Here is a 26490-nt window from a genome sequence, read left to right on the forward strand (position 1 = left end):
TTCTTTTAAGAGACGCGATTAATTGCGTCTCTAGCTTGCTCAACTGTAAAACTAATTTCCTGACCATAGGAAATTTCTAGTGTATGACCATCTGGGTCTCGAATAAAAGCCCAATAGCCAACCGGATGGCCCCAGTCATTTGGCCCATCCAGCAGTATTCCCTCAGCGCGTGCCTGATTGCACAGGCGATCGATTTCCCCACGATTCTGATAAGCTACCCCAAGATGGGATTGTGGTAAAAGTGCGCCTTCTACTTTAGCTGCTTTAATTAGGACGATCACAAAAGGTCTAGTCAGGTCACTAATCCAAGCAACATCTGATTGAGTCGCTCGATCGATGCGATGATGCACGACTGTCATCTGGGCATACTTTGCATAAAATGAGATACTTGCATCAACATCACTAACTGCAAGTGCAATGTGAGTAAAACCAAGATCGGACATAAAAAAAACTCCATGTCTAGACTTGACCGGACGAATATAGGTATTAGCCTCAGTGCTTACTAAGCAAGCTGACACGATTGATAATGAAGGTAGGCGTTATCTTCACAAAATTTATGTTTTTAACTTGGTTAGACAGCAACTCTTGGCTGCTGGAAATCGGCGGTAAACGAATACTAATTGACCCTTGGCTGGTTGGTTCGTTGATTTTCAGCAATTTAGATTGGTTGTTTAAAGGTTCGCGATCGCAAAATCGCCCAATCCCAGATAATATTGATTTAATCCTGCTCTCTCAGGGTTTAGAAGACCATACTCACCCACCAACGCTCAAGCTGTTAGATCGCAGCATCAAGGTTGTAGCTTCTCCCAATGCTGCTAAGGTAGTACAGCAGTTAGATTACACCCAAGTAACAGTATTGGCTCATGGTGAAACTTTCACCTTAAATAATCAAGTAGAAATCAAGGCTTTCCCTGGCTCTCCAATCGGCCCGACTCTGGTAGAAAATAGTTATCTCCTCAAAGAATTGGAAAGTGGTTTAACTGTATACTACGAGCCTCACGGGTATCATTCTCCACAACTTCAGCAATCTGCACCTATCGATGTAGTGATTACACCGTTTATTGACATGACGCTACCTTTGCTTGGGCCGATTATTAAAGGACAAAATAGTGCTTTAGAAGTCGTCAAATCATTACAGCCTCAAGTAATAATACCTACTGCTGCTGGTGGAGATGTGTCCTTTGAGGGCTTGCTGATGAAACTCATTCAAACTAAAGGAAGTGCTGAGGAATTTCGTTCGTTATTAGAAAAGAACAATCTTTCGACGCGGGTATTTGAGCCAAAACCGGGCGATCGCTTTGAACTACCATTAGAAAAACGAGCATTAGCAATTTAAATTCGAGGGCAGATACTGCTTGCCATGTTATTAAACTAACATGGCAACTACTAATTTTTTTCCATAGCTGAATTATTTTGCATATACACTTCTCTAATCGGAAAAGGAATTTGAATTCCTGCTTGTTGATAGCGTTTGTGTAATTTTTTGACAAATAGATGTTTACCAATCCGCTGATCGAAGTATTCGCTTACCCGCATATAAAGTGTAAAATCTATACTAAAATCATTAAAAGTATGAAATCTGATATATGGTTCGCTATCTTTTAATTCCGGTGCAATTTCTTGCATGACTTCTTTAGCAACTTCTACAGTCACTTTTTCAACTTGTTCCAAATCGCTATCATAACTGACGCCCACTTCCATTGTTAAAGTAATTTCTTTTGCAGGTAAATGATAGTTGGTGAAAATAGCCGAAGACAACTTAGAATTGGGAACGATGACGACATTATTGGAAATTTCTCTAATGGTTGTATTCCGCCAAGAAATATCTATAACATATCCCTCATGCCCAGCATCTAATTTTACATAGTCTCCGGTTCTAACTTGCTTAGAAATAATTAAGTAAAAACCAGAAAATAAATTTGCAAGTGTGTCTTGAAGTGCCAAACCAACTGCTAGACCACCAATACCTAAAGTTGTGACGATCGGGGTAATTTGAACACCCACAGTTTGCAGTATGATTAATGTTCCCAAAACTAAAACAGTAACTTTAGCCAGGTTAGAAATTAGTGACGTGGGAACCCCTTCTGCTCTGCGAATAAATAAATTCACAAAACCAGCAGTCAATCTGGCTAAAACTAGAGTTACTGAATATAGCAGTGCGATCGTCAGAATTTTTTGCAGTACTAATGCAATATCTGGTTTGATGGGAGAACTCAGAACTGCCCAAAAAAAACCGCCAATGACAAACCAAATAAAAGTCATGCGGTGCAGAGAGTGAAATATAATATTACCCCCGGCAATTCGTTTATTATTAACGAATTTTTCCAGTTTTTTTAAGATAACTTTTTCAGCAATTATTCCAGCTAGTAAGCCAGCTAGAATAAATGCTATGGGCGGAATCCATTCCATCATATTAATTTAAATTTGGAAGTTTAGATTTACAAGAACAGCATTTTTACTGTGATTATGGCTAAATTTTACCTTGTTGTCGGATTAGCTGCTTGAAATTTTCTTTCTTTATGGACTTGCCAATTATTTACCACCCAGATTATATCGCTCCCCTACCTGAAGGACATCGCTTCCCGATGTCTAAGTTCCGACAACTCTACGAATTGCTGTTAGCTGATGGTGTAGCAAATCAAGAACAATTTCATACCCCCGAACGTCCGTCACCAGAATTGATAGAGTTAGTCCATACTCCAAGCTACGTTCAAGCTTATTGCGAAGGAACCCTAGACCCCAAAGCACAACGTCGCATTGGTTTGCCTTGGAGTCCAGCATTAGCGAATCGTACTTGTGTAGCGGTAGGTGGTACGATACTGACTGCAAAACTGGCATTAGGTCATGGTTTAGCTTGTAATACGGCTGGTGGAACTCATCATGCTTTTCCTAGTTATGGGTCTGGTTTTTGTATTTTCAACGATTTAGCGATCGCCTGTCGCGTTTTACAAAAATTTGGACTCGTCCAAAAAATCCTCATTGTCGATTTGGATGTCCATCAAGGAGACGGCACAGCTTTTATCTTCCAAGACGACGACAGCGTTTTTACTTTCTCTATGCACTGCGAAGTCAATTTTCCCGGTACTAAACAAAACAGCGATTTGGATGTTCCTTTGCCGATAGGAATGGAAGATGACGCTTATTTACAAATCTTGGCGAATTATTTATCAGATTTGTTGTCTAAAGTCAAGCCAGACTTAGTATTTTATGATGCAGGCGTTGACCCTCATATAGGCGATCGCTTGGGCAAATTAGCTCTTACAGATACTGGCATTTTTCGCCGGGAAATGCAGGTTTTGAGTACCTGTGTAAGTAGCGGTTATCCCGTTGCCTGCGTTATTGGCGGTGGTTATGCTGATGATATGAAATCTTTAGTATGGCGGCATTCCCTGTTGCATCGGGCCGCCAGTCAAATTTATCAGCAGTATAAACTATAGTCATTTAATGGGTAGTAGTAACCGAAATCGTAGAGTTTTTAAACGCAGAGGAACGCAAAGGTAAACGCAAAGGTACGCAGAGGATTACCAAATTTAATTTGTAGCAAATGAGACTAAAATCAACTTTGCGCTCCTCTGCGTTTAAAGTTAAACCCTCAATTGTCCTTGAAATGTTGGCAAAGGCAGTATTGGATGAACAACGGCAAACTCAGAATATACGAACTAGCAAAAGAATTAAATTTGGATAGTAAGAAATTATTATTAATTTGCGACAAGCTCAACATACTAGTCAAAGGTCATACCAGTACAATCTCAGAATCCGATGCAGAACGTATTCGTGCAATAGCAAATAAACTAACAGCAAAATCCTCAAAAACTAAAACAACCTCTGAAGATTGGGGCTATACGTTTATAGCTTCAGCAATTGATAGCTTTATCCGCCATCTTGAAGGTGAGGCTGCCTTGAAATCATATTCCGATTTTAAGGAGCGGCGCGATCGCGCCAATCAGTTAATGTATGAATGTTTCGGTAAAAAGCCTTGTCTATTTTATGTGCGTCGCAAAGGCGCGGGAAAAGAGGTAAGAGAGGAAATCTGGGATTTGACAATAGCAACAGACTCCGATGATTTTCCATTACCCGCAAGACTTGAGAAGCTCAAAAAAACATTAGGATTTAGAGCGGCTGTACAAAAAGATGGACGCGACGGCTTAAAAATACTTTCGGCTCAGTTGTTACAACCTTCACGAGGACACGCCGACAGTTATGCTATACCTTGTCGCTTACGTTTACTGGCTAATCATCAGCATCATCTCGATATTCCGCCCGCGACATTGAAGCGCATCGCTACCGCGCCAGTTTGTGGCGAAAATGTGCCTACAGAAGATCAGCTAAAAGCTTGGAAAGCGTTTTTGCAAATTGAAGAAAAAATCGCTAAAGCGCGTCAATTTTGCGTGCGTTACGTAACTCATAACTATAATTTTAAAAGACGAATCAGTTTTGAAATTGATGTAGCCTCAGCTACCCTTGACGGCTTTTATCAAAATTCTCTCGATGTCGAAAACTTTTGGGAACGAGCAAGACGCACAAAAAACGAAGATTTAAAGCTTTTTGAAACTGCTCCCGTCGGCAAAAATTGGATTAGCGGTCGTCAATTAGGGACTGTTGAAGAAGTTGATCCCAACCGTTGTATTATCAGCCTCAGATTAGAACGCGACTTAGCTGAATTCATGGTATCAGAGCGTTATAAGTTGCCAGATACAGGATTTTTGTGTTTTGAAGCAGTTGGTGATATTCAGCAGATTCAGCGTAAGAAAAAAGCTTTAGATGATTTGAATAATGGTTATACTCAAAATCCTTATTTAGGCAACTTTTTATTCGATGCTTCTCAGGCTAGACAGATCAAAACAACTGTTGAACTTCAGCCAGAAGATTTATTATTATCTTCTGCAAATCCTGGTCAGAAAGCAGCAGTGGAAAAGGTACTTGCCGCAAAAGATCTTGTTCTCATCCAAGGGCCGCCAGGTACTGGAAAAACTACCGTAATTGCGGAGATTTGCTATCAAATTGCCCTTCGCGGGGGACGCACTCTAATTGCATCTCAAGCCAATTTAGCAGTAGATAACGCCCTGAGTCGATTAGTTCACAACCCAGTAATTCGCGCTGTACGCAAGGGTAGAGCCGAAAAAGTTGGGGAAGAAGGACAGCCATTTTTAGAAGACCAAGTGATTGGTAGATGGCTAGAAAATACTGCAACTGACTGCGAAAATAATCTGACTCAACGGCTGGAAAATATTAAAATTTTCACTCAATTACTGGCATCATCACAAAGATTTACCGCTTACTTCCAAGCAGAGGAAGAATTTAATCAACAACAAACTAAATTCAATAAAAATAAGATAAAACTAGAGGTAAACTTTCAAAATCAAGAAAAATATTACAATGAAATTGTAGAAAAACAGAACGATGTTGAATCACTAATTGCAAAATTAGAAAATATATTAAATACTTTACCAAATATCAACTGGGAAGCTTCAGAAGTTACAGATTTTTTGCCACTTCTTAAGCCCTACACAGAAGGTAACAGTTTAGTAGAAGAGTTTTTAGCAAATGTTCGTCAAACCATCAAATATACTGATGAACTTGGCTTTGTGCGTCCGGCGCTTGGTGCTTTTGGTTTAGCGGCTTGGTTGCGTGAAACTGTAGCAATAGAAATTTCTGAATTTAAAGCTTCCTTGACTTATGCTCAAGAGGCAAGTAAAGCCATCTTAGAAGTTGCGGCATCAGTGGAGGTTGTCAAACAAAATTTCGCCTCATTAAATCAGTTACAACCAGATTATCAGCAATATCTTACCAAACTGCAAAACATACAGCAAACAATCCAGATATGGCAAAACCGCCAACGGGAAATAGATTACATTATCTCAGCAGTTAAGGAATGGAAATCTACAGCACCTTCTCATCTCTATCAAACTTTAAAAGAATGTCATCAATCAGGTTTACCTCTCACAGAAAATTTAGTTGACTTGCCACTAGGTTTATTGATGTTTGCTAATACATTAAAACTCCCAATAGTACCAAAAAATTATAAAATAAATCTACCTGATTGGGAAGTATTAGCAAAGGCGATCGCTTATGAAATAGACGGAGGTTTTACTGATAGACAGGGGAAACAGCATAATTTCAGCTATTTTTTACAACAAAACTTTAGCCAGATTCCAATGATGCTATCAAAGAGCGATCGCACCCAATGGCAAGAAACCTATCAACAGTTCAGTAACTATCAGCTACTAAACCCCAAACAGCGAAAATTACTAGTTGAGAATACCCAGGTTTTCTTAGTTAGAATGCAACGGACTTATGGTGCATCATGGGAATGGAATAACATTGATTCTACTCTCACCCGCCTTACAGAAGAATTGCTAGATACTATCCTTACAAATGCGCGTCAATGCGTTTTAAAAGTCAAAACGGAAACTGAACAACAGCTTCAGCATCTGCAACGACAATTAAATGAACTTCAGAAAAATGAAGTTAGCCAACAGCAAATATCTATTACTCAAGCTGACGTAGAAAAAGCACAGCAAGATGCTAATTCCCAACTTGGAACAGTTATTAATATCTTGCAAGAACTTAATCAAAAAAATATCCCTGCTCAATTACGTATTCTAGTTGAAAAATATCTGGCAACACAATCAAATATTTGGGAGCAACCCCAAGAATTTGCAAATCAAGTAAATTACTGGGAAACTTCCATTAGTCAGCTTGAAACATTAATCTCATCATTAGAATCTTTTGCTGTACTGGAAATAATTAAACATTCTCTAAATCAGCATTTATTAAATCTAAAAGAAGAAACTGAAACTTCTTTACAGCAGCTTCAAAGACTACAGATTAATCTACACCAACTAGAACAAAAATCACAACCACAGCCATCAGAAAACTTAAAAGAAGAACGAAGCTGGTGGTTGACAGAATGGCAAACAATACCTGATAAATTTAAACCAGAAAATTCCCAAACTGACTTGTTTAGTATAGAGTTTTTATGCAAAATAAATACTCAGTTTGAATCTTGGCAGCAACAACTCCAAACAGACGAAATTTATCTCAATAAATATCAGAATTTTGTTCAAGATTGGATAAGAAAACTAAGAGAGCCAACTGAAGGCAATCGCGACGATTTAAGGCGCATTTATTTAGATAATGCCAACGTCGTCGGTATCACCTGCGTTCAAGCTGCAAATAGAGGTTTTTCTGAAGAATTCAAATCTTTTGATGTTGTCATCATTGATGAGGTTAGTAAGTGTACCCCACCAGAGTTACTAATCCCCGCATTGAAAGGCAAAAAGTTAGTCATGGTAGGCGATCATCGGCAATTACCACCCATGCTTGATACTAGCACTTTAGAAGAAGTTGCTCAAACAATTGGCAATACACGAGACGAACTACAATTCCTAGAAGAATCACTATTTAAAAGTCAGTTTGAATCTGCTGATGAAAGTATTAAACAAATGCTAACTACACAATATCGAATGCATCCATTTATTATGGGAGCAATTAATCAGTTTTATGACGGTAAACTAGAATCTGGTATTTTAGAGCCTGACACAAAACGCGCACATCATTTAGCAAGCGAAATTATCCAAGAATCTCAGCATCTTATCTGGGTAAAAACGCCTATAGAGAATCAGTTTTTAGAGCAAAGAAACGGAACTTCTTACTTCAATACTCCAGAAATTGATGCGATTGAACGTTTGTGTCATCAGTTTGAGAATACTTGGACTTCTAGAGTTGCTAATGGGGAACCAAAAAAAGAAATTGCCGTAATTACATTTTATGGCGCTCAATTAAGAAAAATCGATGAACGTCTGCAATCTGAACTTTTTCCTTCGCTAGAAATTCGTACTGGTACAGTAGACAGATTTCAAGGTATGGAAAGACCTATTGTAATTGTCAGTATGGTTCGCAATAATAGCAAAGGAGATGTGGGATTTGCCAAGAAACCAGAACGGGTTAACGTTGCATTTTCTCGCGCTCAAGAACTATTAATAATTGTGGGTTGCCATAATTTATTTACCCATCAATCAGGTAAAGTCGGAAGTATGTATTCTGAAGTTTCAAATATTGTTAGTCTTCATGAAGGTTTCGTTGATGTTTCTCGCCTCTTCAGCTAAATTTGTGGTGTGCTTACGCATAGCCCGCCGCAGGTATTGCGCGCGACAAAAAACCTAAATTTCATAAACCGTAACTTGGGCTAAGTATCTTAACGGAATTTGCTCCTTGAGATAGAAATATCGTATTTCTGCGGTCAAGCAACTGTTCTCCCTAGTTTAAATTGGACTTTGCGCCAAGGACAAACTGTTGTAAAAACTGGTCAGGTAGATACTAATGCTGTAGTGGCAAATAGCGATCGCATGGGCAACTTTTCTGGCTTTCGGGGCGGAATTGCTGGGCGTTGGGGTTTATCGGAAAATCTGACAGTAGGCTTAGGTGGAGTGTATGACGAATCGGCTAGAGCCTTAGCAGAATTATTTTGGCGTCCGGGAAACTTACCTTTGCAGGTAGCAGTTTCAGCACTAACGGGTAATAAGTGGGATGTGAATACAGATATTCGTTATAATCCATCTTCCAGCTTGAGTGCTGCATTTCTCAGCGATCGCTTGTCTAGCCGTTTTAATCTAGATTGGCGAGTTTTGCCTCAATTTACCTTATTCACTAGTACTGACACAGCTGATGCGACATCTGGCGGGAAATAAGTAATTTTACTGAACTATTTGATGAAGAATTAAACAATTTATCTTTAATACTTTATTTATAGCCCTAGTTAATCAAATTTATGTAAAAAGATGACTGAATTTCTGAAGAATAGATTGATGCTCCTGTTCGCCAAGGTTAAGCTGGTAATAATATGAACAGGAAGCCTTTTTGTCCTGATAACTGAAATGACCGCTAATCGTTTATCAATTAGTCAGGAAAATCCCCATTGCATTACGTCTAACTCTAGACAATTAGATGTGCAAACTGCCCAAGAAGAGGTTTATAGCTTCTTTGTGGAAATTGTCAATAAATTGCCCCCAGAAGATGTTTTACGAGAATTCAAAAGTTTATTTATAGACGGTCTTGATTGCGAATATTCCGATTATATACCTGGAATATATAGTGTTTTTTTAGATAATAATGAGGAAGAATTATACAATACACTTAAGCGGTGTTGCTACATCATAATTAATAATTGGAAAACCAACCGAAAAGACAAATATATCCAAGACTTAGTTAATTTATTTGTTCATGAAAATCTGAAAATCCAAGACAACAATTCTCCAGTAGTAAAAACTTGTAAAATCTGGTTAGAGAAGTTTGCCAACAGTAAAGATTACAAGGATCTGAAGTTATTTGCTACTAAATATGAAGAATCCTCTAAAGGTCATTGGGCTAATCGCTACACTTCCTATTTATTGATCGATCAATCTGTTAATAATAAAAACCCTAAAGAGCAACAAGAGGCTGCTAGAAGACTTTCTAAACAGATAAAAGACAAATTTAAGTTTGAACTCGCAATGTATATTGCTCGTTCTCAATCTGCCGTCTCAAGCACAACACGCTATAAAAATCCCAGTATTTTGGGAGATCAAGCTCTGCGCTTAATAAAAGCAATTGTCTTAAAGAAAGGCGTATTTAGCCATGATAATATTGCCCATATATTTATCAAGCAAACTGAAAATCAAACTTTGAAAGAGTTTAAAACCAATCTAGAAAAATACCTATTTTTTTCTGTAGAAAATCAAGAATCAGTCGAAACCTGGCGGCGGCAGTTTGCACATAGTTTATCGTTATGGAAGACAGATTATAATCAAGAAATTATCACTAAAGAATTTTTCTTGAGAACCTGTAATCGAGTGATTGATTACTTTACAACAGAAAATGCTAAAGAACCTTCGCAATTATTTATTTTATTAATTGGTCAAGGTCATGCTCTAACCCTGGTAATTATATTATTAAAGGTTATTTTGATTTGTAGAAATTCTCGGAGACATTTAGAAACTCGGATTGCTCATTTGATTCGTTATTACGAAAATTATTCCGAAGAGGAATGCAAAGGGGTAATAAATTTTATCGAGATTTTTAATATCACGTTCGCAATTTATGCAGAAAATGTAGAATATAACTTGATTAAGATGGAAGAAGAAGAACAAAGCAGTAATCAGCAATTAAATCTGGATAGTTATCGTGTATTTTCACAGATAAAAGTAGATAAATAAAAATGAGTTTTGCCTGATTCAGGATTTCGCAAGGCGTTCATCTAACCAAGCTAAGGCAGCACCCGCAGTTTCAGCTAGAATACTAATGAGGCGATATAGAGCGATCGCACTAAATACTAAAGCAGATGGAAAGTGGTGTCGTAAAAGTTCATACGCAGTCGCTTCAAACACACCTAATCCCCCAGGCGCACCAGGTATAACAAACCCCAACAACCAAGCGCAACTAAAAGCCCCGAATAACAAAGGAATTTGATTCGCATTCAACGAACCCAAGGCGAACATAGTTAGTATAAACCCAGTGGCGCGTAGTCCCATAAAGCCCACTTCTCCTAACAAAGGGCGCAAAGGGTAGCTTTTAACACTGAAGGGAACAATTGGTTGAGTGGTAGCAACAGACTTTTTTGCTTTTAATTTATACAAAAAACGAATAATGGGGTTCAAAAACCACGGATGAATCGCACCAAGGACTACAGCTAAACTCAGAAATTGTAGTATTTGTATAACAAAGGTAGTATTTGCTGCTGCAAATTGACTACTGCATAAGACAATAACGATTAAAGCAGCCGCTAGCATGAGTAGCGGTTCCAACAAAACGCTTAAGGTGGCTGCACCTGTAGGAATATTGGCATTTTTAGCGGCGACAATTCGCCCGTAGTGATGCCAGATATTACCTGGTAAATACTTAGCTATGTTCGTTTTTAGGTAAACTTGAATGAATTGAGGAGATGATACAGGTTGATTTAACTCTTGCAGAATCCAAGTCCAGATCAAGCCTGCCCAAGTATGGGCTAGTAAAGTTACCCCTGTAGCGATCGCCATAATTGCCCATCCTACATCATCAATGCGGATAGCAGTTACCTCAATCCAATTATCCTTCAGAGCTTTTCCTAAAAAAAACAGCGTTCCCCCCAAAATTATCCAGCGTAAAAATTGCTTCATGAATTTACTCATTTAACGGTGAAAGCAACAAGGGCTGAATACCTCAAATCTTATGATATATCAGCTATATATCCAAACTTTTGAAGTATCAAACAGCTTGATGTAGTTCTTTTTGCGAAAAGCATATTACTTTATTTTATATCTCTCTAGAGTTAGATAAAAATATTATTTTTGTAATCATTAAAATGTAGCCTGCGCTAGAGGTAAAGAGCATTTTATTATTCATATCCTGAATAGAGGTTATCGAAAGTGAGCGAACCAAAACAAGCACAATAACTTGCTGACCAATCCAATGATTCAGCAAATTGTTAGTTTATTAATATTTTGGTAAGGAGGACTACATGAACGCTGTGAGAGTATTCTTGAAACAAATAAGATTGCGCCAGATATTAACTATCTTTTTAGCTGGACTATTGTTGATAGTTAGCACTGCTTGTAGTGGGGCAAATGCTCAAGGTGCAAATCCGCAAAATCCTGCTGTACAAGCCGGTGGAGCAAACAATCCTTATAAGAATGGTGGAGACAAGTATAGCAACTACAGAATGTCCACCGATCCGAAAATAGCAAACCCAAAAGCCAATCAGGGACGCGACGAAGCTAGCTTACAACCAAGTTCGCAATTGTTGATTGCTACAAATACAGAATCTGAGATCCTTTATCCTGGTGGCGAGACACCAGCAGGTCGAGTCCAGAAAGAAGCAGAACTGCCATTCATCACAGATAAAGACTTCCGCCAGCCTGAACCCGGTGGTTTGATTCAGAATGAACCAAATGTAGGAGATCGGGTTAAAGATCGGCTTGAGACTGTAAAAGAAGCTGTTGGAGAAGCTTCCGGCTTTTTGAACAACAAGGCAGATGAAGCTAAAGCAAGACCTGAATTACAACCAAATCCAGCAGTAAACAGATAAAAATCTTATCTTATCTGAATGCTTTGGATGTAAAATTAATTCCAAATGCCATCTTGGTTGAAGTTTAACTTAGTCAGAAAAATGCAAGGAGTTAGAAGTATGAAAAAAGCAATGAATTGGCTGAAAAACATTCGTCCCTTGAAAGTTTTAACTGTTTTTTTAGCAGGAATATTCTTATTTCTGACACAGGCTTGTGGTGCCCCAGGAATAGCAACGCAGCCGCCACAACCTGGCGCTCAAGCACCTAATACCGAACGATACGATCCGACAAAAGATTATCCTCTCTCTTCTCCCTCTGGTGGGATAAATAACTTTAGTGATGTAGATCCCAGAGCGAGAGATGAAAAGGCAGCTAATGACAGAGCTGATGCACTGGCCAAAAATGCTCAAAGAAATATTGACCAGAAATCAGTTGATAGCCCAGGGCAATATGGTCAAAACTACAAACAAGGCACACCTCTTGGTGAAAGAGTGAAGAACTTGGGTGAAGATATTGGCAGTTCAGCTGAAGAAGTTCGGAAAGGTGTTGTTAAGGGAACTCAGCGAGGAATTGAAAATATCAAGGGAAATACCCAGAATGCTGCCGAAGACGTGACAAAAAATGTTCAGCGTGGGGCTGAGGATGCTGGTAAAAATGCTCGGCGTACAGCTGATGATGCAGGCAATGCAGTCAAGAGGGCGGTTGATTGAAATTAGTCATTTAATTCTTGTAAAAATTTGAAAGCGCCTACAGACTTATAGTCTGGTGCTACAAAAACAAAGCCTGTCTATGCAGGCTTTGTTTTGGTTTGAGATGAGGTTTAATTCCCTTAAACTCTATTAATAGATATCTCTAGAAATGAAATATGCATAATTCCTAGCAAATTAAATTTTGCCATCCCCTGCATTGTTAATGCGGCGGCCGCCTTGTTAATGCATCGGCTTGCATTGTTAATACGGTGGCCGCATTAAAAACGCTACACTTTTACGCACAACTGTACTAAGAAACTGCGTAAACACAGCCCTTCTTTACGAGAGGCTGCGCCAACGGTTGCGCTCAGGAACCACCCGTCATAAACATCACTTCAATCATCACCAATACTACAAATACTTCTGCAACAATAACCCTAACTTTTCCTTCGTCGCTGCTGGCGCTTTATCTAACTGAGTCAAAATCGCATACTGCAACGCCGAATGCGCCTCACTGGTTGGCGGATTTTCACTCAAGCGCCGCACAGTTTCTTGAATCACCTTTTGAGCATTCACAGCATTCCGCAGCAAATTGCCAATCACCATCTCCACTGTCACACTGTCATGGTCTGGATGCCAACAATCATAATCTGTCACCAGCGCTAAAGTTGAGTATGCAATTTCCGCTTCCCTTGCCAACTTTGCCTCTGGTAAATTGGTCATCCCAATGATTGTTGCACCCCAACTGCGGTAAAGATTCGATTCCGCCTTTGTGGAAAAAGCTGGCCCTTCCATGCATACATAAGTGCCGCCGCGATGGAGAGTAACTTCTGGTAAATTGAGAGATGCGATCGCATCTGCCAACACAGTCGCCAAATTCTTACAAATCGGATCGCCAAAGGCAATGTGAGCCACAATTCCCTCACCGAAAAATGTTGAAATTCGATTTTTCGTTCTGTCGATAAACTGATCTGGCACCACCATATCCAATGGTTTCGCCTCTGCTTTCAAGGAACCCACAGCACTAGCTGAAATTAAATACTTCACACCCAATTGTTTCATCGCATAGATATTAGCGCGAAACGGTAACTCAGAGGGTAAAAGCGTGTGATTGCGGCCATGACGCGCCAAAAAAGCTACTCGTGTACCATCCAAAGTCCCCAGAATCAAAGCATCAGATGGTGAACCAAAAGGAGTCTCGACTCGCACCTCTTCGACATCTTTGAGGGCATCCATTTTGTAAAGACCGCTACCACCTATAATCCCAATACTAGCTTGAGCCATGATTCTGAACCTGTTCCTTACCGATCTCCTCAGTTATTTTATCGAAAAGGGGAGTAGCAGAAAACAAAGCGATGTCTACAATGAGCTATGCGTAGGCGTAGCCCGTCGTAGACATCGCATTTCGTGCCGCTAACACTATTGAATTATTACCCATTCATTATTTATTCAGGTACAGATAGAAGTCATCACCGACTAATTCGAGCATTAATTAATAATTTTTAGCAATCAAATTTTTGATAATTTTTGCAGATTAATGGTTATGATTAGCCCTTAAGTTAATCGTCACCATAGCGTATAATCAATGCTTCATGTATACAAATGTTAAGTAGACACACTCTTACGCAGGGAAACAAAGCAAGCGTTATACTTTTGGGAAAAGGCTTATTTTAACCCCTGCTTTTAACATTTTCATAAATCAATGACTCTCAATTTTCGCTTTGCGGTAGTCAGCGACTTACACCTGGCACTTCCTCACACAATCTGGGATCATCCCAGCCGATTTCATCTGGTAGAAGTAAGTATCTCAGCATTTAAAAGTGTACTAGAACATTTAGCACAACTCGATTTAGATTTCTTGTTGTTGCCAGGAGATTTAACCCAGCACGGCGAACCAGAGAACCACGCTTGGTTGCAACAATGTTTAGCCCAGCTACCTTTTCCCGTCTATGTTGTTCCTGGTAATCATGACGTTCCTGTGCTGTCGGCCGATCGCCAATCAATTGCTTTTGCGGATTTTCCCTACTATTACACGAAGTTTGGTTACGAAGATCCCCAGCAAATGTACTACATTCGTCAGTTGTTGCCTGGAGTTAAGCTGATTGGACTGAATTCTAACTCCTTTAATGACCAAGGTGAGCAGGTAGGGTCTTTGGATGCCAAACAGCTACGGTGGTTAGAAGAGGTGCTTGCAGCATCTGTTGATGAATTAGTTTTGGTAATGGTGCATCATAATGTAGTGGAACATTTGCCCAATCAATCGAACCATCCACTGGCAAATCGCTATATGTTGTCCAATTCAGCAGAACTATTGCAGCTGCTGAGGCGCTACGGAGTCAAGCTAGTGTTTACCGGGCATTTGCACGTTCAGGATATTGCTTACTCCGATGGGGTATATGATATTACCACTGGTTCTTTAGTTAGCTATCCTCACCCTTACCGAGTGCTAGAGTTTCATCGGGATAACCAAGGTAAAGAATCGTTGCAAATTTTATCCCATCGCGTAGAGTCAGTGCCTGAGTTCCCTGACTTGCAACAGTCATCAAGGCAGTGGATGGGCGATCGCTCTTTCCCTTTTTTAATCAAGCTACTAACTCACTCTCCATTAAACTTACCATTATCACAAGCAAAAGAATTAGCTCCTGGTTTGCGCGACTTCTGGGCAACCATTGCTGATGGTGATGCAGTGTTAGATTACCCTCATTTTCCCTCAGAAGTGCGGCGCTACATTCAGACATATAGCGCATCACAGTCTAATTCAGCGATCGCCACTGCTGCAAATTTGACGATGATTGATAATAACAGCACACTTTTGCTGAATAAGAGTTAGGAGTTAGGAGTTAGAAGGTGATTCAATACTCAGCACTCAGCACTCTTGTACAGACGCGATTAATCGCGTCTGTACTCAGCACTCAGCACTCATTACTGATTTTGGCGACAAATTCCAAATGCTGAGGTGTAGGCGTGTAAAAAGGTTCTGCCACCAACAGGGCCGATTTCACCGCCACAGAAAAAGCCACCTATAGGAATATCGTTAAGGTAGCGCTGAAATAATTCAGAATCGAAGTTAGGTTTACCATAGAGTCCTTCACCTCGTCCCAAACAAGAAAACATCAAAGCAGCTACAGCCGAGGGTTCAGATTCTCGTTGGTGTTGATAACTTTGCAGGAGTAATTCGAGGTCTTCAGCAGAGGCTTGGGCATCGCGGAGGTGGAATTGCAGCCTTTGCCCAGGACGGACGCGATCGCCAATTGCGATCGCCCCAGCATTGGGATCGACTCCAAGAATACCACGAATTAAAAAGTCTCCTTGCTGTAAAGCCAGCTTAAATTCATCCATTGCCACACCAACAAACAAAGAATGCTGCGCTAAAATCCTTTCTTGTTCGCTGAGGCTAGCAATCAAATCTCGCAATACCACTAAAGGTACTTTCTCATCTAACTCTAGAATGATGTTGCGATCGGCTTTTGTAACTTGTAATGGCTTGCCAATCGGTCGGCATCCTTGGGCGACAATCGTTTCCAAAACAATATTGCCAGTCAAAGCTATACCAACAGTCCCCTCACGATACAAGTTTTGCTGTTCCTCACCGTTAGTATCGTTACAAAAAAGGGCAACACGACCACCCATACCTCCACCACTAGCCTGTCCCCCCACGATCGTCGATCCTGGATAAGCAAAATCCAGCCCCTGCAACAAATCGTTGATTCCAGAGGCGAAAGAACTAGACAGCAAGATGAACTGCGGTGTCGGTGATGGTGGTACACCGATCAAATCAAGCCAAGCATCTGGTGAACTGTCTAAGTCAGGTAATTCTTCAGCAGCAATATGAAAAACTTGAATCTTTACTCCCGGAAGGTGTGCTAAAGTCAAGCTAATAGCTGGTTCGGCTTCCAATTCTTGGGTTTCTCCGCTCACTGTCGTCCCAATTACACCACCACCACTACAGCCAATTAGCACAGGCACAGAAAGTTTTTCAGCTAACAAGGGTAACAGTCGGGAATACTCACTCGCAAAAGCAGACGAAATGAATACCAGTCCTAGATCCGCAGGTGCTGTTAACGATGAAACAGCTCGTTCTACCACATCTGTAACAGCGGCTTCCAGAGAATGACGGGTTGATAGGGCATTTGCCCACTGCATTTGGTCTGCCATGAGTTTTGAGCTTCTTTCTCTTTTTAGGCTAGTAGATTTTGACTTTTTATTTTGGGAAGAATTGCATCTTACAAGAATTGATGCCAGCCCTTTGTCTCCTCCATCCCAAGAAGTTGGGGTTGTCATTCCCTAATATAGGCATCTAAATATATTGTATGATTATTTATCTATGCTACTAATTCCACAAAATCTTAAAAAATAAAGGTAAATGTACTATAGATACGGTAGCTTGCTGTATTGGTTATAAATCAATAAGCTAAAACACTAACTTATGATTGGCTAAATGGTTAGAATGGTTAGTAATCAAGAGAAAAACTGCCATTTCTGAACGTTTTCTATACTAGTATTAACAACACACAACGAGACTAAAGCTAATGACCAACATCCAAGAAACAGCAAAAGGCGACATCCAAGAGAAAATCCAAGAAGAAGTGGAACAAGCGCGTACTGTCTGTGATATTAACGGTAGCAACTCACCAGAGTGTGCTGCTGCTTGGGATGCAGTAGAAGAATTGCAAGCCGAAGCTTCCCACAAGCGCCAAAGCAAGCCAAAAAACTCTCTAGAACAGTATTGTGATGACAACCCAGATGCCATTGAATGCCGGGTTTACGACGACTAGAAATTGAGATACCTAGATTTTCTGTTGTTTGCTAACCAAACAACCAGGATTAGCTAAAGAAGACGCCCAGAGTGGGGGACGCGGAAACTCACCAATATCCTCCACTTGCAAGCGTTTTATTTAGAGCTACCGATTTTAGTCGTGGAAAAAAATAAACTCTTTATTTGAATCAATAGGCTTCTTCCAAACAGATAAGTTGCGATTTTCATAAATTAAACAACAAATTACTTGGCAGTAGGGGCGTACAGATGTACGCCCCTATAAATTTTTTGTAATACTCGTGACTTCTAGTCATACGAGGTTCAATAAACTATTATCAAGAAGAATTCAGGATGAATTGGAGTCTGACTGACTCCTGAATAAAAAGGTTTAAAACCGCCTGCTTTGTTTAGCAGTCTCCAATCAGGGAGTGGTATAAAATACAACTTAATTTATTCGGACTCCTGACTTCTTTTTTATCTATTGTTTGAGAAAAAATATGGACTATAATATTTGGTTTCGACCTTTTGTTTGGATTGATTACCGACTGGCAGTATTATTCCTGGTAATTATTCCGCTAATTCTTCTGATTTGGGCATTTGTGCAAAAAGCGGAAGGCATACAACGCTTATTGGCTATATACTGGCGAGTATCAAGCCTGGTAGCAATCACGATTTACTTAATGATTGCCCAGTATCCAGTTAGCTTTATCTCTGGGTTGATAGCTCAGATTTTGATCCCGATTTCGTTGTGGTTCTGGGTGGATATCAACGACGAAATTGAGTATCAAACCAGTGGTTCTTTGAAATTTATTTTTACCTCTTGGCGCTGGGCGACAACTGTTTATTGTTTTTTGGGCACACTAGCCTTTATCCCTTTTTTGGGTTGTGCTTTTTCTGCCAATATGCTCAAGACTCCCTATTGTCGTGTCTGGTTCGAGGCTCCGTTACTATTCAAAGAATATTTTCATGCTAACAGCAAGGCTGAGTTCTTAGGTTTTCTTGGCATAACTAGTTTAGTAATTTATGTGCTTTACTTAAGCTATTTTGTTTTGATTAAGCTGGGCAAACAGGGACGTTCAGCCACACCACAGTAACCATCGTTGCGCCACTTAACTCTACTCTTAAAAAAATGAATTCCATTGGCAAGAGACTGGAACAATACACCGCTAAACGCCCCCAAGAAGTCCTAATTGTAACGGTGGAAATTGCCGATGAGCAAGATACAATTGCTATTTTCAAAGGCTTTTCCAGTTCTTTAATGCGTCCAACGGCATTTGATGCAGATGTACCAGTTCTATCAGATGGGGCAAACATCCTCAATATTGACCGAGTAGCCAGTCCTTACAATCCTGAAGCACCCCGTTATATTCAACAAGGAATTTCTTGGGAAGCTATGGAAGCTCTATTATTAGAAGTAGGTGTTTGACTAATTACTAATTCGTAATTCGGAATTTTGCTGTAATTAACTAAAATGCCTACTGCTGCTCAAGTAGCAAGTTTGTTATCGTATTAGCTATCAACTGACGTATATCATGCTTCAGCCCATATACCTCATTTGTGTTGATAATCGGACTCGTAATATATACATCTTTGCTGGGTATGACGAAGAGATTGAATTCCAAATTTTACCCAACGGAGAGTTATCTGATGAGCCAAATTAATTACGATTCAATGTCTGATATTGAATTGAAACAGTATTTTCTCAAGCATCGGGGAGATCAAGCTGCTTTTCAAGCATACTTGGACAGGATTAATCAGCGTCCGCATAGGATTGTTGCAAGCCCCAACGATCCCGATTTTGATGAGAAGGTTCAAGCAGCGATTCGCCAAAAGCTAGAAGCAGCAAGAAGCAGTAATCAGCAGACTAACACTGCGTTGGAGCCGACTGACCAAGAGTGATCTGGCAGAGCCAAAGAAAGGTTATCTACTAATTTATGAATTACCACAACATTATTACAATGTTATCTGTGGGATAGCAATCCAATTCGGTTATTTCACAAACAAAGCAATTATTCCAGCTACACTACTCACAAAACCGATTACTCCTACGACTGCGCTTATAATTGGGTTTTCTTTGATCAGTTCAATAAAGGCTGTAAGGTAATTTCCATAAATATCTTTCCGACTAGAGTTTGTCTTGAGTGAGCCATCGGCAGCACGTTCAACTACATTGGCAAGAACATCAACCTTCCTTAGAGTTGATTGGTGAAGTTTCACGTATTGCTTATTAATAAAAGCATCCGCCTCAGTCTTACCATCCAAAAAATCTCTATGTGTTATGGAGTTTTTCTCAACCAGGCTTGTTAAGCGAGGATGTTGAATGTACCCGACACCATAGATTGCGATGAGTAATCGAGATAAATCAACTAACTTGGATTCGTTAATTTCTTCGGGATCGCCTTGAAGAACCTTGTAACGATGTGCGATCGCTGGAAAACCATAGTTTATATCCCTCATATTCCAGTGAAGCCAGATATGAGATCCATGACGGTTTACATAGTCAAAAAACTCATCTAGCATTAGTTTCTCTAATTGATCATAGTGTTGTTCTAAGTCACTTGCTGAGTACCCTTTTCGTTCTGCTACCTGATGAATTGAAAAAGAGGTAGTCTGACCAGATTCTAGGTTCCGAACAGCAAGGGACGTAATTCTTGGCGATGAGCCATCAAGTATGTCGTAGAAACTTTCACAGGAGTAGTGAATAACAATGACTTGATCAGCTTTACTCATCAACTCAGCAAGCTTACTTTTTGCCTGTCGATGCTTATGTACTTTGTTCCAAGCCTGACCCATCGTGAATACTAACCTCAACTCATCTTAGTATCGAGTTTAACGTAGGCTACATCATGACTACTGGGTTGATAATCTCAAATCATGTTGCGGCAGCAGGCTAACATTTCATGGCAGCGGACGGATGAAAGCCGCTGGTGGGGTTGCCGAGATTATCTGTCACCGTTGCATTTTGCCGTTACCCTAAAGGAAGCAAGCTACAGTTTGAGTCTAAATTGCCATCTGAAACTGTCTTCAATTTTGAAGAATTCTTTTGACTTTTGAATTTAAAAAATGTCTCGTTCTGGATACACACTTCCCGTCTTTGCCTGTGCTGCTGCTATTGCCGCTTTACACTGGTTACACGATCGCCAACCCCTAAGCATAGCATCAGTAGATTTGATTGAACCCGCTCAAATTGCAGAAATCCCCATTGAACAGGTAGCAGGACTATCTGAGAATACAGCTTTAGCGATCGCTCGCAGCGATCCTGGTGATAATCTCGATTTGACTAAAGATACACCGATTTGGGCATTGGTGGAATGGCGGGAACAGGGTGATGATGCAGTAATTATTAAAGGTGGGGAAGGGATTGGTAGGCAATTAAATGCTGATGACAAGCCAGCTATTTATGCTTACGCTCAAAGGCTGTTGCAAGAGAATTTGCAACGGATACTAGCACCTGGGGAAAAAATCACGGTGACGATTATTCTACCCGAAGGGCGATCGCTTGCTGTTAGAACTTCCAATTCTGCCTTTGGTGTGGTTGAAGGGCTTTCTCTTTTAGGCACAACTGGCATTTCTCAACCCTTAAGTACACCAGATCAGCTTGCACTTTTTCGGGCGGAATTACAAAATAAAGCCAGTCGTTTTGAGAGTTTAGTATTTTGTATCGGGGAGAATGGCCTAGATTTGGCGCGTAAACTAGGCATTAATCCCGATCAATTGGTCAAAACTGCTAACTGGCTGGGCCCAATGTTAGTAGAAGCTAATGTGCTGGGTGTAAAAGAAATCTTATTATTTGGCTATCACGGTAAGCTGATGAAGCTGGCTGGAGGGATTTTTCATACCCATCACTACTTAGCTGATGGACGGCGGGAAATTTTAGCAGCGCATTGTGCGATCGCAGGTTTAAAATTACCAGATATCCAAGCTGTGTTTAATAGTGCAACTGCTGAAGCAGCACTAACATACTTGAAATCGCTAGATGCTGCAACTGGTAGTGATTGGGTAAATCAAGTTTACAGTGCGATCGCCGAAACTATCGATGTTCGTGCCCAAGAATACATCCAAAGCCATAGCGAAAGCGGCACAAAAGTAACAGTCTGTGGCTCTATTCTCTTCGATCGCGATCGCAAAATTATCGTGAAGAGTAAAACTGCTGGTCTGTTGATGGGAAAATTATGTTAATTTATTATGAATAATCGTAAACAATCCAAAAAAATAATCCTTTAAATAACCACTCTAGGGTAGATTTATCGTTTTAATACCATCTCCAACTCCGGGGTTTGACAAATGCACGTAAACTAGCGTTTGTCAAGGCTTTCTATACCATTATCAGCCTATCCAGGCTGGATAATAGCATCACCATAGACCACAAAGCATCTATTTATCCTTAACAGATATAACACTCCCGTCATGAATACAGCGGTGACTCTACCAACAGAACAAGCGCCCCAAACATTGGAAAATTTTGGGCGGCTCGATCGACAATTGATTGTAATTTTGGATTTTGGCTCTCAATATTCTGAGTTGATTGCCCGTCGCATTCGCGAAACTCAAGTATACTCCGAAGTTTTATCCTATCGCACTACTTCTGAACATTTGCGCCAACTCAATCCCAAGGGAATCATCCTCTCAGGCGGGCCAAGTTCAGTTTATAGTGATAACGCTCCCCATTGTGACCCAGAAATCTGGAATTTGGGAATACCCATTTTGGGTGTTTGCTATGGGATGCAGTTGATGGTAAACCAACTTGGTGGAGAAGTGGCAAAGGCCGATCGAGGTGAATACGGCAAAGCCTCATTATATATTGACGATCCCACAGATTTGCTTACTAATGTGGAAGATGGCACTACCATGTGGATGAGTCATGGAGACTCAGTTATCCAAATGCCATCAGGGTTTGAATTGCTAGCACATACAGAAAATACTCCCTGTGCTGCTATTGCTGACCACGAAAAGAAACTTTACGGCGTTCAGTTCCATCCAGAGGTGGTACATTCTCTTGGTGGTATAGCATTAATTCGTAATTTTGTCTACCATATCTGCGATTGCGAACCCACTTGGACAACAGCGGCTTTTGTTGAAGAAGCAATTCGAGAAATTCGCGCTAGAGTTGGTGAAAAGCGGGTGCTGTTGGCGCTGTCTGGTGGAGTGGATTCTTCTACCCTGGCTTTCTTGCTATACAAAGCGATTGGCGAGCAACTGACTTGCGTGTTTATCGATCAAGGCTTTATGCGAAAATATGAGCCAGAGCGATTGGTAAAGCTGTTTCAAGAGCAGTTTCACATCCCTGTTGAATATGTTAACGCCCGCGATCGCTTTTTGGTTAAAGTTGCTGGGATTACAGATCCTGAAGAAAAACGCCGCCGCATCGGACACGAATTTATCAGTGTATTTGAGGAAACATCCAAGCGCCTCGGTCACTTTGACTATCTAGCTCAAGGAACTCTTTATCCAGATGTGATCGAATCTGCTGACACCAATGTAGATCCCCAAAGTGGTGAGCGGGTAGCGGTGAAAATTAAGAGTCATCACAATGTTGGCGGTTTGCCCAAAGACTTAAGATTTAAATTGGTTGAACCACTGCGGAAACTATTTAAAGATGAAGTCCGCAAACTTGGACGTTCTATTGGTTTACCAGAAGAAATTGTTCAACGGCAACCTTTTCCTGGGCCTGGTTTAGCAATTCGGATTCTGGGGGAAGTTACATCTGAGCGGTTAAATATTTTGCGCGATGCTGATTTGATTGTGCGGCAAGAAATTAACCAACGCGGTATGTATCATGATTTCTGGCAAGCATTTGCTGTATTGCTGCCAATTCGTAGTGTTGGTGTTATGGGAGATCAACGTACTTACGCCTACCCCATTGTTTTGCGCATTGTTACCAGTGAAGATGGCATGACTGCTGATTGGGCGAGAGTGCCTTATGATGTCCTGGAAGTGATTTCTACTCGAATTGTGAATGAGGTAAAAGGGGTGAATCGCGTGGTTTATGACATCACCTCTAAGCCACCTGGAACCATTGAATGGGAGTAATCAAGTTTTGAGTTGACTTAACTAAAAACTGATTACTCTTTACTACGGTTCAGATTACTTGCAGGAGTTGAGATTCACATACAGCAGTTTGAAATTTAATAGTTAGGTGTATTACTTCTGACTCCTAATTACTGACTGGATCTGGAGCGTCTGCTGCTTCAATTTCAATAAGCTTGAGTTAAGAGTTATTGGTGCAGATAATTGGTCTTTCAAGACGCGATTAATCGCGTCTCTACATCTAGATTTTGAGCTTATCTGAACTGTATTAATTTAAAAATGGCAATGCCGACCTGACTAGTTTTAAGACTCGGCATTGTCTATTTTTTTTGACTTTTTTTAAGCTCCATCCAAATCCAAACCTGTTAGTAAGAAAGCAGTCAGTAGTTAGCAAAATTGTTTTTGAAATTTAACGAATAGTTAAAGTTAATTTTTTAATGTAAAGGAATTTAAACACTAACATAATTTTATCCAGTCAATAATTAAGCATCAATTGGATGGTAACTAGACAATTTAAGTTATGTTCTAGGAAAATAGTCGCGATCGCAGTAAAATTACCAATGGTATGGTGATATGAGATAAAAAATAAGCAGCTCATTGAAAATACATTTCATTCGATCAACATTAATGGAGATGTTATGGAACCTGCTCTTCCCCTTGCTGGCTTAAACATCCTCGTAGTTGATGATGATGATGATAGCCGCTTTTACATTACTACTGTGTTGGAAGCTGATGGAGCCACCATTATGGCAGTTGCATCGGCAGCGGTAGCATTGAAAGTATTACCTGAGTTGCAACCAGATGTCTTGATTTGTGATATTGCGATGCCTGATGAAGATGGCTACACCCTTATTCGCAAGATCCGGGCACTAAAGCCCGATCTTTATGGAAAACTTCCGGCGATCGCTCTAACTGCTTATGGTGATAGCGAGTATCGTAGCCGTGCTCTGGAAGCGGGTTTTCAAACTCATGTGCCTAAACCAGTCGATCCCGGAGAACTAGTTGCGATCGTCGCAGATTTGGTTGCTTCTTATAAGAGTTAATACAAAGATGCAGTTATTTGTCGGTTTTTATTTGTTATTTGCCTCATCTGCCCCATCTTCCTCATCTAAAAGTGAATTGGTTATTTGAGAGTTATAGGTTTGTTTGGGTGTAAACTCGTTCGTACTTAGATGGAAGTTTTCTCATTTACACACCAACTAAAATTCACCTTTGATTAAAAATAAATAAACAATTATCTATTTAAGTCTGTTGGTTTATTTATCTGTATACTCTCTCTTTTTTTATCTAGTCGATTTGAAGCGATGTTATGTTTGACAAAGATTCTAGACTAAAAATGAGTTTTATTTTTCTTTGTTTACGAGCGATCGCTACTTTAATAAAACCAAAAGGTGCGATTACTGCCTTGAGCAAGACTGAAACAAAAATTTTGTTGTAAGTAAAATTTTCGCCTTAAGTTTGCGAGCTTTACTCTAAATAACCGATCGGCTTAATGAGTGTTATTTACTATCTGATAAGGATAAGGAAGCTCATAGTTTTTTCAGAATACGATCAAAATTTGAGGAGCGAAATCTAACAGTTTCCACCTCAGATGTGCATACGATACCAAATAGGTGTAATAGCCTATTGAGGCCATGCTTGCAACGCTGTCTCCACAACCCGCAGGAGTTCCGTTCGGGTAGCTCCGGTTGCAGCCAAGACTGATATTCCACAATTGACCGTCACAACAAAGCGGGCGAGAGCCGCTGGATCTGAATCAGCCGACAAGTCCCCCTCCGAAATCGCTTGCTCGAAACGCTTACGCAGAGAAGCTTCACTCGATTCTCGGCGTGCAGACAATTCCCGTCGGATCGGATCGGTTGGATCTCCGCATGAAAGCGTGCCATGAACCCAGAGACATCCGGGTGGATTGTGCGGATCGGTTCCTAAGTCAACGACCCCGTGCATCATCCGCTCGGCGACCTGGCGCGCAGTTGGCTCTTTGAGAGCCTGACGAAGATAGGCTGATGGCCCGTCGGCATAGCGAGCCAGCACTTTGCGGAATAAAGATTCCTTATTACCAAAGGCGGCGTAAAGGCTAGGACGATTAATGCCCATAGCCTCGGTTAGATCCGAGAGAGATGTGCCTAGATAGCCCTTGCGCCAGAACACATACATTGCGCGATTGAGCGCGTCATCGGTATCGAACTCGCGGGGTCGGCCTATGGCCGCAGTGGTTTTTTCCTGTTTCATACTCATCAGTATAATAATTTCTTGACAGGCTTACCCCCATGCTTTATATCTATACCAGACGATACAAAACTTTAACCACAAAAGAATACTATGAGCAACAAAAAACTTACTGGTAAGGTGGCATTGGTAACAGGTGGCTCACGCGGTTTGGGGGCAGCGATCGCTAAACGTCTCGCACAAGATGGGGCAGCTGTCGCCCTCACCTACACTAGCTCGCCGCAAAAAGCCGATGAGGTGGTGCTTGCGATCGAAGCAGCAGGTGGGCAAGCTTTGGCTCTTCGCGCCGATAGTGCCAATGTTGAAGCGGTGAAAAACGCTGTCGCTGAGACTGTGAAAGCCTTTGGTCGTCTCGACATCCTCGTGAACAATGCGGGGATCGGCACTTTCGCTACCATCGACGAGTTCTCACTGGATGATTTTGACCGAATCATCGCGGTTAACATTAAGGGCGTGTTTGTGGCAACTCAAGAAGCTGTCCGCCATATCGGCGAGGGCGGACGAATCATTATGATTGGCAGCGTCAACAGTGACATCATGCCATTTGCTGGTGGCTCTGTCTACGCTTTGACCAAGGGTGCGATCGCTAGTTTTACGCGCGGTCTGGCCCGCGATCTCGGCCCTCGTGGCATCACAGTAAACAATAGACCTCTTGCAAAAGTCCCAAATACGTGGGACAAGTAGGTTAGAGTTGGGTAGCATTGATGACATACGAACAAGTAAAAATCTTAAAGCCAGAAGACTTTAAACGCTTGTGTGGTGTACGACC

General features: G+C 40.8%; 24 protein-coding genes and 1 pseudogene. 17 read left to right on the top strand and 8 right to left on the bottom strand.

What is annotated here, in order from left to right; all coding sequences use genetic code 11:
• Positions 1–5: 5 nt before the first annotated feature.
• Positions 6–443 carry a VOC family protein gene (locus AC1F2U_RS23435; RefSeq protein WP_480263279.1) on the bottom strand — a complete coding sequence of 146 codons (438 nt, stop codon included), beginning with the start codon at positions 441–443 and terminating at the stop codon, positions 6–8.
• A 113-nt stretch (positions 444–556) separates the two neighbouring features.
• Here AC1F2U_RS23435 and AC1F2U_RS23440 point away from each other — a divergent pair, with 113 nt between their 5' ends.
• Positions 557–1336 (top strand): MBL fold metallo-hydrolase, encoded by a 780-nt coding sequence (locus AC1F2U_RS23440; protein ID WP_480263280.1) that lies wholly within the window; start codon positions 557–559, stop codon positions 1334–1336.
• A 50-nt stretch (positions 1337–1386) separates the two neighbouring features.
• Here the strand turns inward: AC1F2U_RS23440 and AC1F2U_RS23445 are convergent, their stop codons facing one another.
• A complete protein-coding gene (locus tag AC1F2U_RS23445; RefSeq protein WP_480263281.1) occupies positions 1387–2412 on the bottom strand; it encodes a mechanosensitive ion channel family protein in 1026 nt (341 codons plus the stop codon).
• Between the two features lie 107 nt (positions 2413–2519).
• On the opposite strand from AC1F2U_RS23445, the gene AC1F2U_RS23450 reads away from it, so the two are divergent.
• From AC1F2U_RS23450 to AC1F2U_RS23465, 4 genes are all read left to right on the top strand, one after another.
• Entirely contained in the window at positions 2520–3437 is a 918-nt protein-coding gene (locus AC1F2U_RS23450) for a histone deacetylase family protein (protein ID WP_480263282.1), read from the top strand.
• A gap of 192 nt (positions 3438–3629) precedes the next feature.
• Positions 3630–8108 (top strand): translation initiation factor IF-2 N-terminal domain-containing protein, encoded by a 4479-nt coding sequence (locus AC1F2U_RS23455; RefSeq protein ID WP_480263283.1) that lies wholly within the window; start codon positions 3630–3632, stop codon positions 8106–8108.
• Positions 8109–8207: 99 nt separating this feature from the next.
• Positions 8208–8690 carry a hypothetical protein gene (locus AC1F2U_RS23460; protein WP_480263284.1) on the top strand — a complete coding sequence of 161 codons (483 nt, stop codon included), beginning with the start codon at positions 8208–8210 and terminating at the stop codon, positions 8688–8690.
• A 186-nt stretch (positions 8691–8876) separates the two neighbouring features.
• Complete coding sequence (locus AC1F2U_RS23465; RefSeq protein ID WP_480263285.1) at positions 8877–10193, top strand: hypothetical protein; 1317 nt, start codon at positions 8877–8879, stop codon at positions 10191–10193.
• 18 nt (positions 10194–10211) lie between these two features.
• Here the strand turns inward: AC1F2U_RS23465 and AC1F2U_RS23470 are convergent, their stop codons facing one another.
• The gene (locus AC1F2U_RS23470) at positions 10212–11132 is read right to left on the bottom strand and encodes a lysylphosphatidylglycerol synthase domain-containing protein (protein WP_480263286.1); all 921 of its coding nucleotides are present in this window, start codon (positions 11130–11132) and stop codon (positions 10212–10214) included.
• 341 nt (positions 11133–11473) lie between these two features.
• Here AC1F2U_RS23470 and AC1F2U_RS23475 point away from each other — a divergent pair, with 341 nt between their 5' ends.
• The gene (locus tag AC1F2U_RS23475) at positions 11474–12040 is read left to right on the top strand and encodes a DUF6658 family protein (RefSeq protein WP_480263287.1); all 567 of its coding nucleotides are present in this window, start codon (positions 11474–11476) and stop codon (positions 12038–12040) included.
• Positions 12041–12139: 99 nt separating this feature from the next.
• On the top strand, positions 12140–12730 hold the full coding sequence (locus tag AC1F2U_RS23480) for a hypothetical protein (protein ID WP_480263288.1): 591 nt from the start codon (positions 12140–12142) through the stop codon (positions 12728–12730).
• A 390-nt stretch (positions 12731–13120) separates the two neighbouring features.
• On the opposite strand, the gene AC1F2U_RS23485 is transcribed toward AC1F2U_RS23480, so the two are convergent.
• Complete coding sequence (locus AC1F2U_RS23485; RefSeq protein ID WP_480263289.1) at positions 13121–13993, bottom strand: S-methyl-5'-thioadenosine phosphorylase; 873 nt, start codon at positions 13991–13993, stop codon at positions 13121–13123.
• A 418-nt stretch (positions 13994–14411) separates the two neighbouring features.
• Here AC1F2U_RS23485 and AC1F2U_RS23490 point away from each other — a divergent pair, with 418 nt between their 5' ends.
• Positions 14412–15539, top strand: coding sequence for a metallophosphoesterase family protein (locus tag AC1F2U_RS23490; protein WP_480263290.1), 1128 nt, complete (start codon positions 14412–14414; stop codon positions 15537–15539).
• A gap of 92 nt (positions 15540–15631) precedes the next feature.
• Here AC1F2U_RS23490 and AC1F2U_RS23495 read toward each other — a convergent pair whose 3' ends face one another.
• On the bottom strand, positions 15632–16864 hold the full coding sequence (locus AC1F2U_RS23495) for an FIST signal transduction protein (RefSeq protein ID WP_480263291.1): 1233 nt from the start codon (positions 16862–16864) through the stop codon (positions 15632–15634).
• A gap of 374 nt (positions 16865–17238) precedes the next feature.
• On the opposite strand from AC1F2U_RS23495, the gene AC1F2U_RS23500 reads away from it, so the two are divergent.
• The 5 genes from AC1F2U_RS23500 (at position 17239) to AC1F2U_RS23520 (ending at position 19364) form a co-directional block, all read left to right on the top strand.
• The gene (locus AC1F2U_RS23500) at positions 17239–17484 is read left to right on the top strand and encodes a Calvin cycle protein CP12 (RefSeq protein ID WP_069074399.1); all 246 of its coding nucleotides are present in this window, start codon (positions 17239–17241) and stop codon (positions 17482–17484) included.
• A gap of 478 nt (positions 17485–17962) precedes the next feature.
• On the top strand, positions 17963–18559 hold the full coding sequence (locus AC1F2U_RS23505) for a DUF3177 family protein (protein WP_335084839.1): 597 nt from the start codon (positions 17963–17965) through the stop codon (positions 18557–18559).
• A gap of 35 nt (positions 18560–18594) precedes the next feature.
• Complete coding sequence (locus AC1F2U_RS23510) at positions 18595–18891, top strand: DUF7734 family protein (protein WP_480263292.1); 297 nt, start codon at positions 18595–18597, stop codon at positions 18889–18891.
• Positions 18892–18997: 106 nt separating this feature from the next.
• Positions 18998–19126 carry a DUF6888 family protein gene (locus tag AC1F2U_RS23515; protein ID WP_480263293.1) on the top strand — a complete coding sequence of 43 codons (129 nt, stop codon included), beginning with the start codon at positions 18998–19000 and terminating at the stop codon, positions 19124–19126.
• Entirely contained in the window at positions 19113–19364 is a 252-nt protein-coding gene (locus AC1F2U_RS23520; RefSeq protein WP_480263294.1) for a DUF6887 family protein, read from the top strand. Before AC1F2U_RS23515 ends, AC1F2U_RS23520 begins: the two co-directional genes overlap by 14 nt.
• Before the next feature lie 90 nt (positions 19365–19454).
• Here AC1F2U_RS23520 and AC1F2U_RS23525 read toward each other — a convergent pair whose 3' ends face one another.
• Entirely contained in the window at positions 19455–20258 is an 804-nt protein-coding gene (locus AC1F2U_RS23525; RefSeq protein ID WP_480263295.1) for a hypothetical protein, read from the bottom strand.
• Positions 20259–20528: 270 nt separating this feature from the next.
• Here AC1F2U_RS23525 and cbiD point away from each other — a divergent pair, with 270 nt between their 5' ends.
• The 3 genes from cbiD (at position 20529) to AC1F2U_RS23540 (ending at position 24535) form a co-directional block, all read left to right on the top strand.
• Positions 20529–21644, top strand: a complete 1116-nt coding sequence (gene cbiD, locus AC1F2U_RS23530; RefSeq protein ID WP_480263296.1) for a cobalt-precorrin-5B (C(1))-methyltransferase CbiD — start codon at positions 20529–20531, stop codon at positions 21642–21644.
• Between the two features lie 228 nt (positions 21645–21872).
• Positions 21873–23495, top strand: a complete 1623-nt coding sequence (gene guaA / locus AC1F2U_RS23535; protein ID WP_480263297.1) for a glutamine-hydrolyzing GMP synthase — start codon at positions 21873–21875, stop codon at positions 23493–23495.
• 635 nt (positions 23496–24130) lie between these two features.
• A complete protein-coding gene (locus AC1F2U_RS23540; RefSeq protein WP_480263298.1) occupies positions 24131–24535 on the top strand; it encodes a response regulator in 405 nt (134 codons plus the stop codon).
• 580 nt (positions 24536–25115) lie between these two features.
• Here the strand turns inward: AC1F2U_RS23540 and AC1F2U_RS23545 are convergent.
• Positions 25116–25442 (bottom strand): TetR family transcriptional regulator C-terminal domain-containing protein, encoded by a 327-nt coding sequence (locus AC1F2U_RS23545; RefSeq protein WP_480263301.1) that lies wholly within the window; start codon positions 25440–25442, stop codon positions 25116–25118.
• Between the two features lie 96 nt (positions 25443–25538).
• Positions 25539–25730: pseudogene (locus AC1F2U_RS23550) on the bottom strand (TetR/AcrR family transcriptional regulator); the annotation flags it as partial.
• Positions 25731–25814: 84 nt separating this feature from the next.
• Between AC1F2U_RS23550 and AC1F2U_RS23555 the strand changes: the two are divergent.
• The gene (locus AC1F2U_RS23555; protein WP_480263299.1) at positions 25815–26405 is read left to right on the top strand and encodes an SDR family NAD(P)-dependent oxidoreductase; all 591 of its coding nucleotides are present in this window, start codon (positions 25815–25817) and stop codon (positions 26403–26405) included.
• The last annotated feature ends 85 nt before the right edge of the window (positions 26406–26490 follow it).

The organism is Nostoc sp. LEGE 12454 (assembly GCF_056620565.1).

Coding starts and splice junctions, on each gene's coding strand:
- AC1F2U_RS23435 (WP_480263279.1), bottom strand. CDS start 443: ATGTCCGATCTTGGTTTTACTCACATTGCACTTGCAGTTAGTGATGTT.
- AC1F2U_RS23440 (WP_480263280.1), top strand. CDS start 557: ATGTTTTTAACTTGGTTAGACAGCAACTCTTGGCTGCTGGAAATCGGC.
- AC1F2U_RS23445 (WP_480263281.1), bottom strand. CDS start 2,412: ATGATGGAATGGATTCCGCCCATAGCATTTATTCTAGCTGGCTTACTA.
- AC1F2U_RS23450 (WP_480263282.1), top strand. CDS start 2,520: ATGGACTTGCCAATTATTTACCACCCAGATTATATCGCTCCCCTACCT.
- AC1F2U_RS23455 (WP_480263283.1), top strand. CDS start 3,630: ATGAACAACGGCAAACTCAGAATATACGAACTAGCAAAAGAATTAAAT.
- AC1F2U_RS23465 (WP_480263285.1), top strand. CDS start 8,877: ATGACCGCTAATCGTTTATCAATTAGTCAGGAAAATCCCCATTGCATT.
- AC1F2U_RS23470 (WP_480263286.1), bottom strand. CDS start 11,132: ATGAAGCAATTTTTACGCTGGATAATTTTGGGGGGAACGCTGTTTTTT.
- AC1F2U_RS23475 (WP_480263287.1), top strand. CDS start 11,474: ATGAACGCTGTGAGAGTATTCTTGAAACAAATAAGATTGCGCCAGATA.
- AC1F2U_RS23480 (WP_480263288.1), top strand. CDS start 12,140: ATGAAAAAAGCAATGAATTGGCTGAAAAACATTCGTCCCTTGAAAGTT.
- AC1F2U_RS23485 (WP_480263289.1), bottom strand. CDS start 13,993: ATGGCTCAAGCTAGTATTGGGATTATAGGTGGTAGCGGTCTTTACAAA.
- AC1F2U_RS23490 (WP_480263290.1), top strand. CDS start 14,412: ATGACTCTCAATTTTCGCTTTGCGGTAGTCAGCGACTTACACCTGGCA.
- AC1F2U_RS23495 (WP_480263291.1), bottom strand. CDS start 16,864: ATGGCAGACCAAATGCAGTGGGCAAATGCCCTATCAACCCGTCATTCT.
- AC1F2U_RS23500 (WP_069074399.1), top strand. CDS start 17,239: ATGACCAACATCCAAGAAACAGCAAAAGGCGACATCCAAGAGAAAATC.
- AC1F2U_RS23505 (WP_335084839.1), top strand. CDS start 17,963: ATGGACTATAATATTTGGTTTCGACCTTTTGTTTGGATTGATTACCGA.
- AC1F2U_RS23510 (WP_480263292.1), top strand. CDS start 18,595: ATGAATTCCATTGGCAAGAGACTGGAACAATACACCGCTAAACGCCCC.
- AC1F2U_RS23515 (WP_480263293.1), top strand. CDS start 18,998: ATGCTTCAGCCCATATACCTCATTTGTGTTGATAATCGGACTCGTAAT.
- AC1F2U_RS23520 (WP_480263294.1), top strand. CDS start 19,113: ATGAGCCAAATTAATTACGATTCAATGTCTGATATTGAATTGAAACAG.
- AC1F2U_RS23525 (WP_480263295.1), bottom strand. CDS start 20,258: ATGGGTCAGGCTTGGAACAAAGTACATAAGCATCGACAGGCAAAAAGT.
- cbiD (WP_480263296.1), top strand. CDS start 20,529: ATGTCTCGTTCTGGATACACACTTCCCGTCTTTGCCTGTGCTGCTGCT.
- guaA (WP_480263297.1), top strand. CDS start 21,873: ATGAATACAGCGGTGACTCTACCAACAGAACAAGCGCCCCAAACATTG.
- AC1F2U_RS23540 (WP_480263298.1), top strand. CDS start 24,131: ATGGAACCTGCTCTTCCCCTTGCTGGCTTAAACATCCTCGTAGTTGAT.
- AC1F2U_RS23545 (WP_480263301.1), bottom strand. CDS start 25,442: ATGATGCACGGGGTCGTTGACTTAGGAACCGATCCGCACAATCCACCC.
- AC1F2U_RS23555 (WP_480263299.1), top strand. CDS start 25,815: ATGAGCAACAAAAAACTTACTGGTAAGGTGGCATTGGTAACAGGTGGC.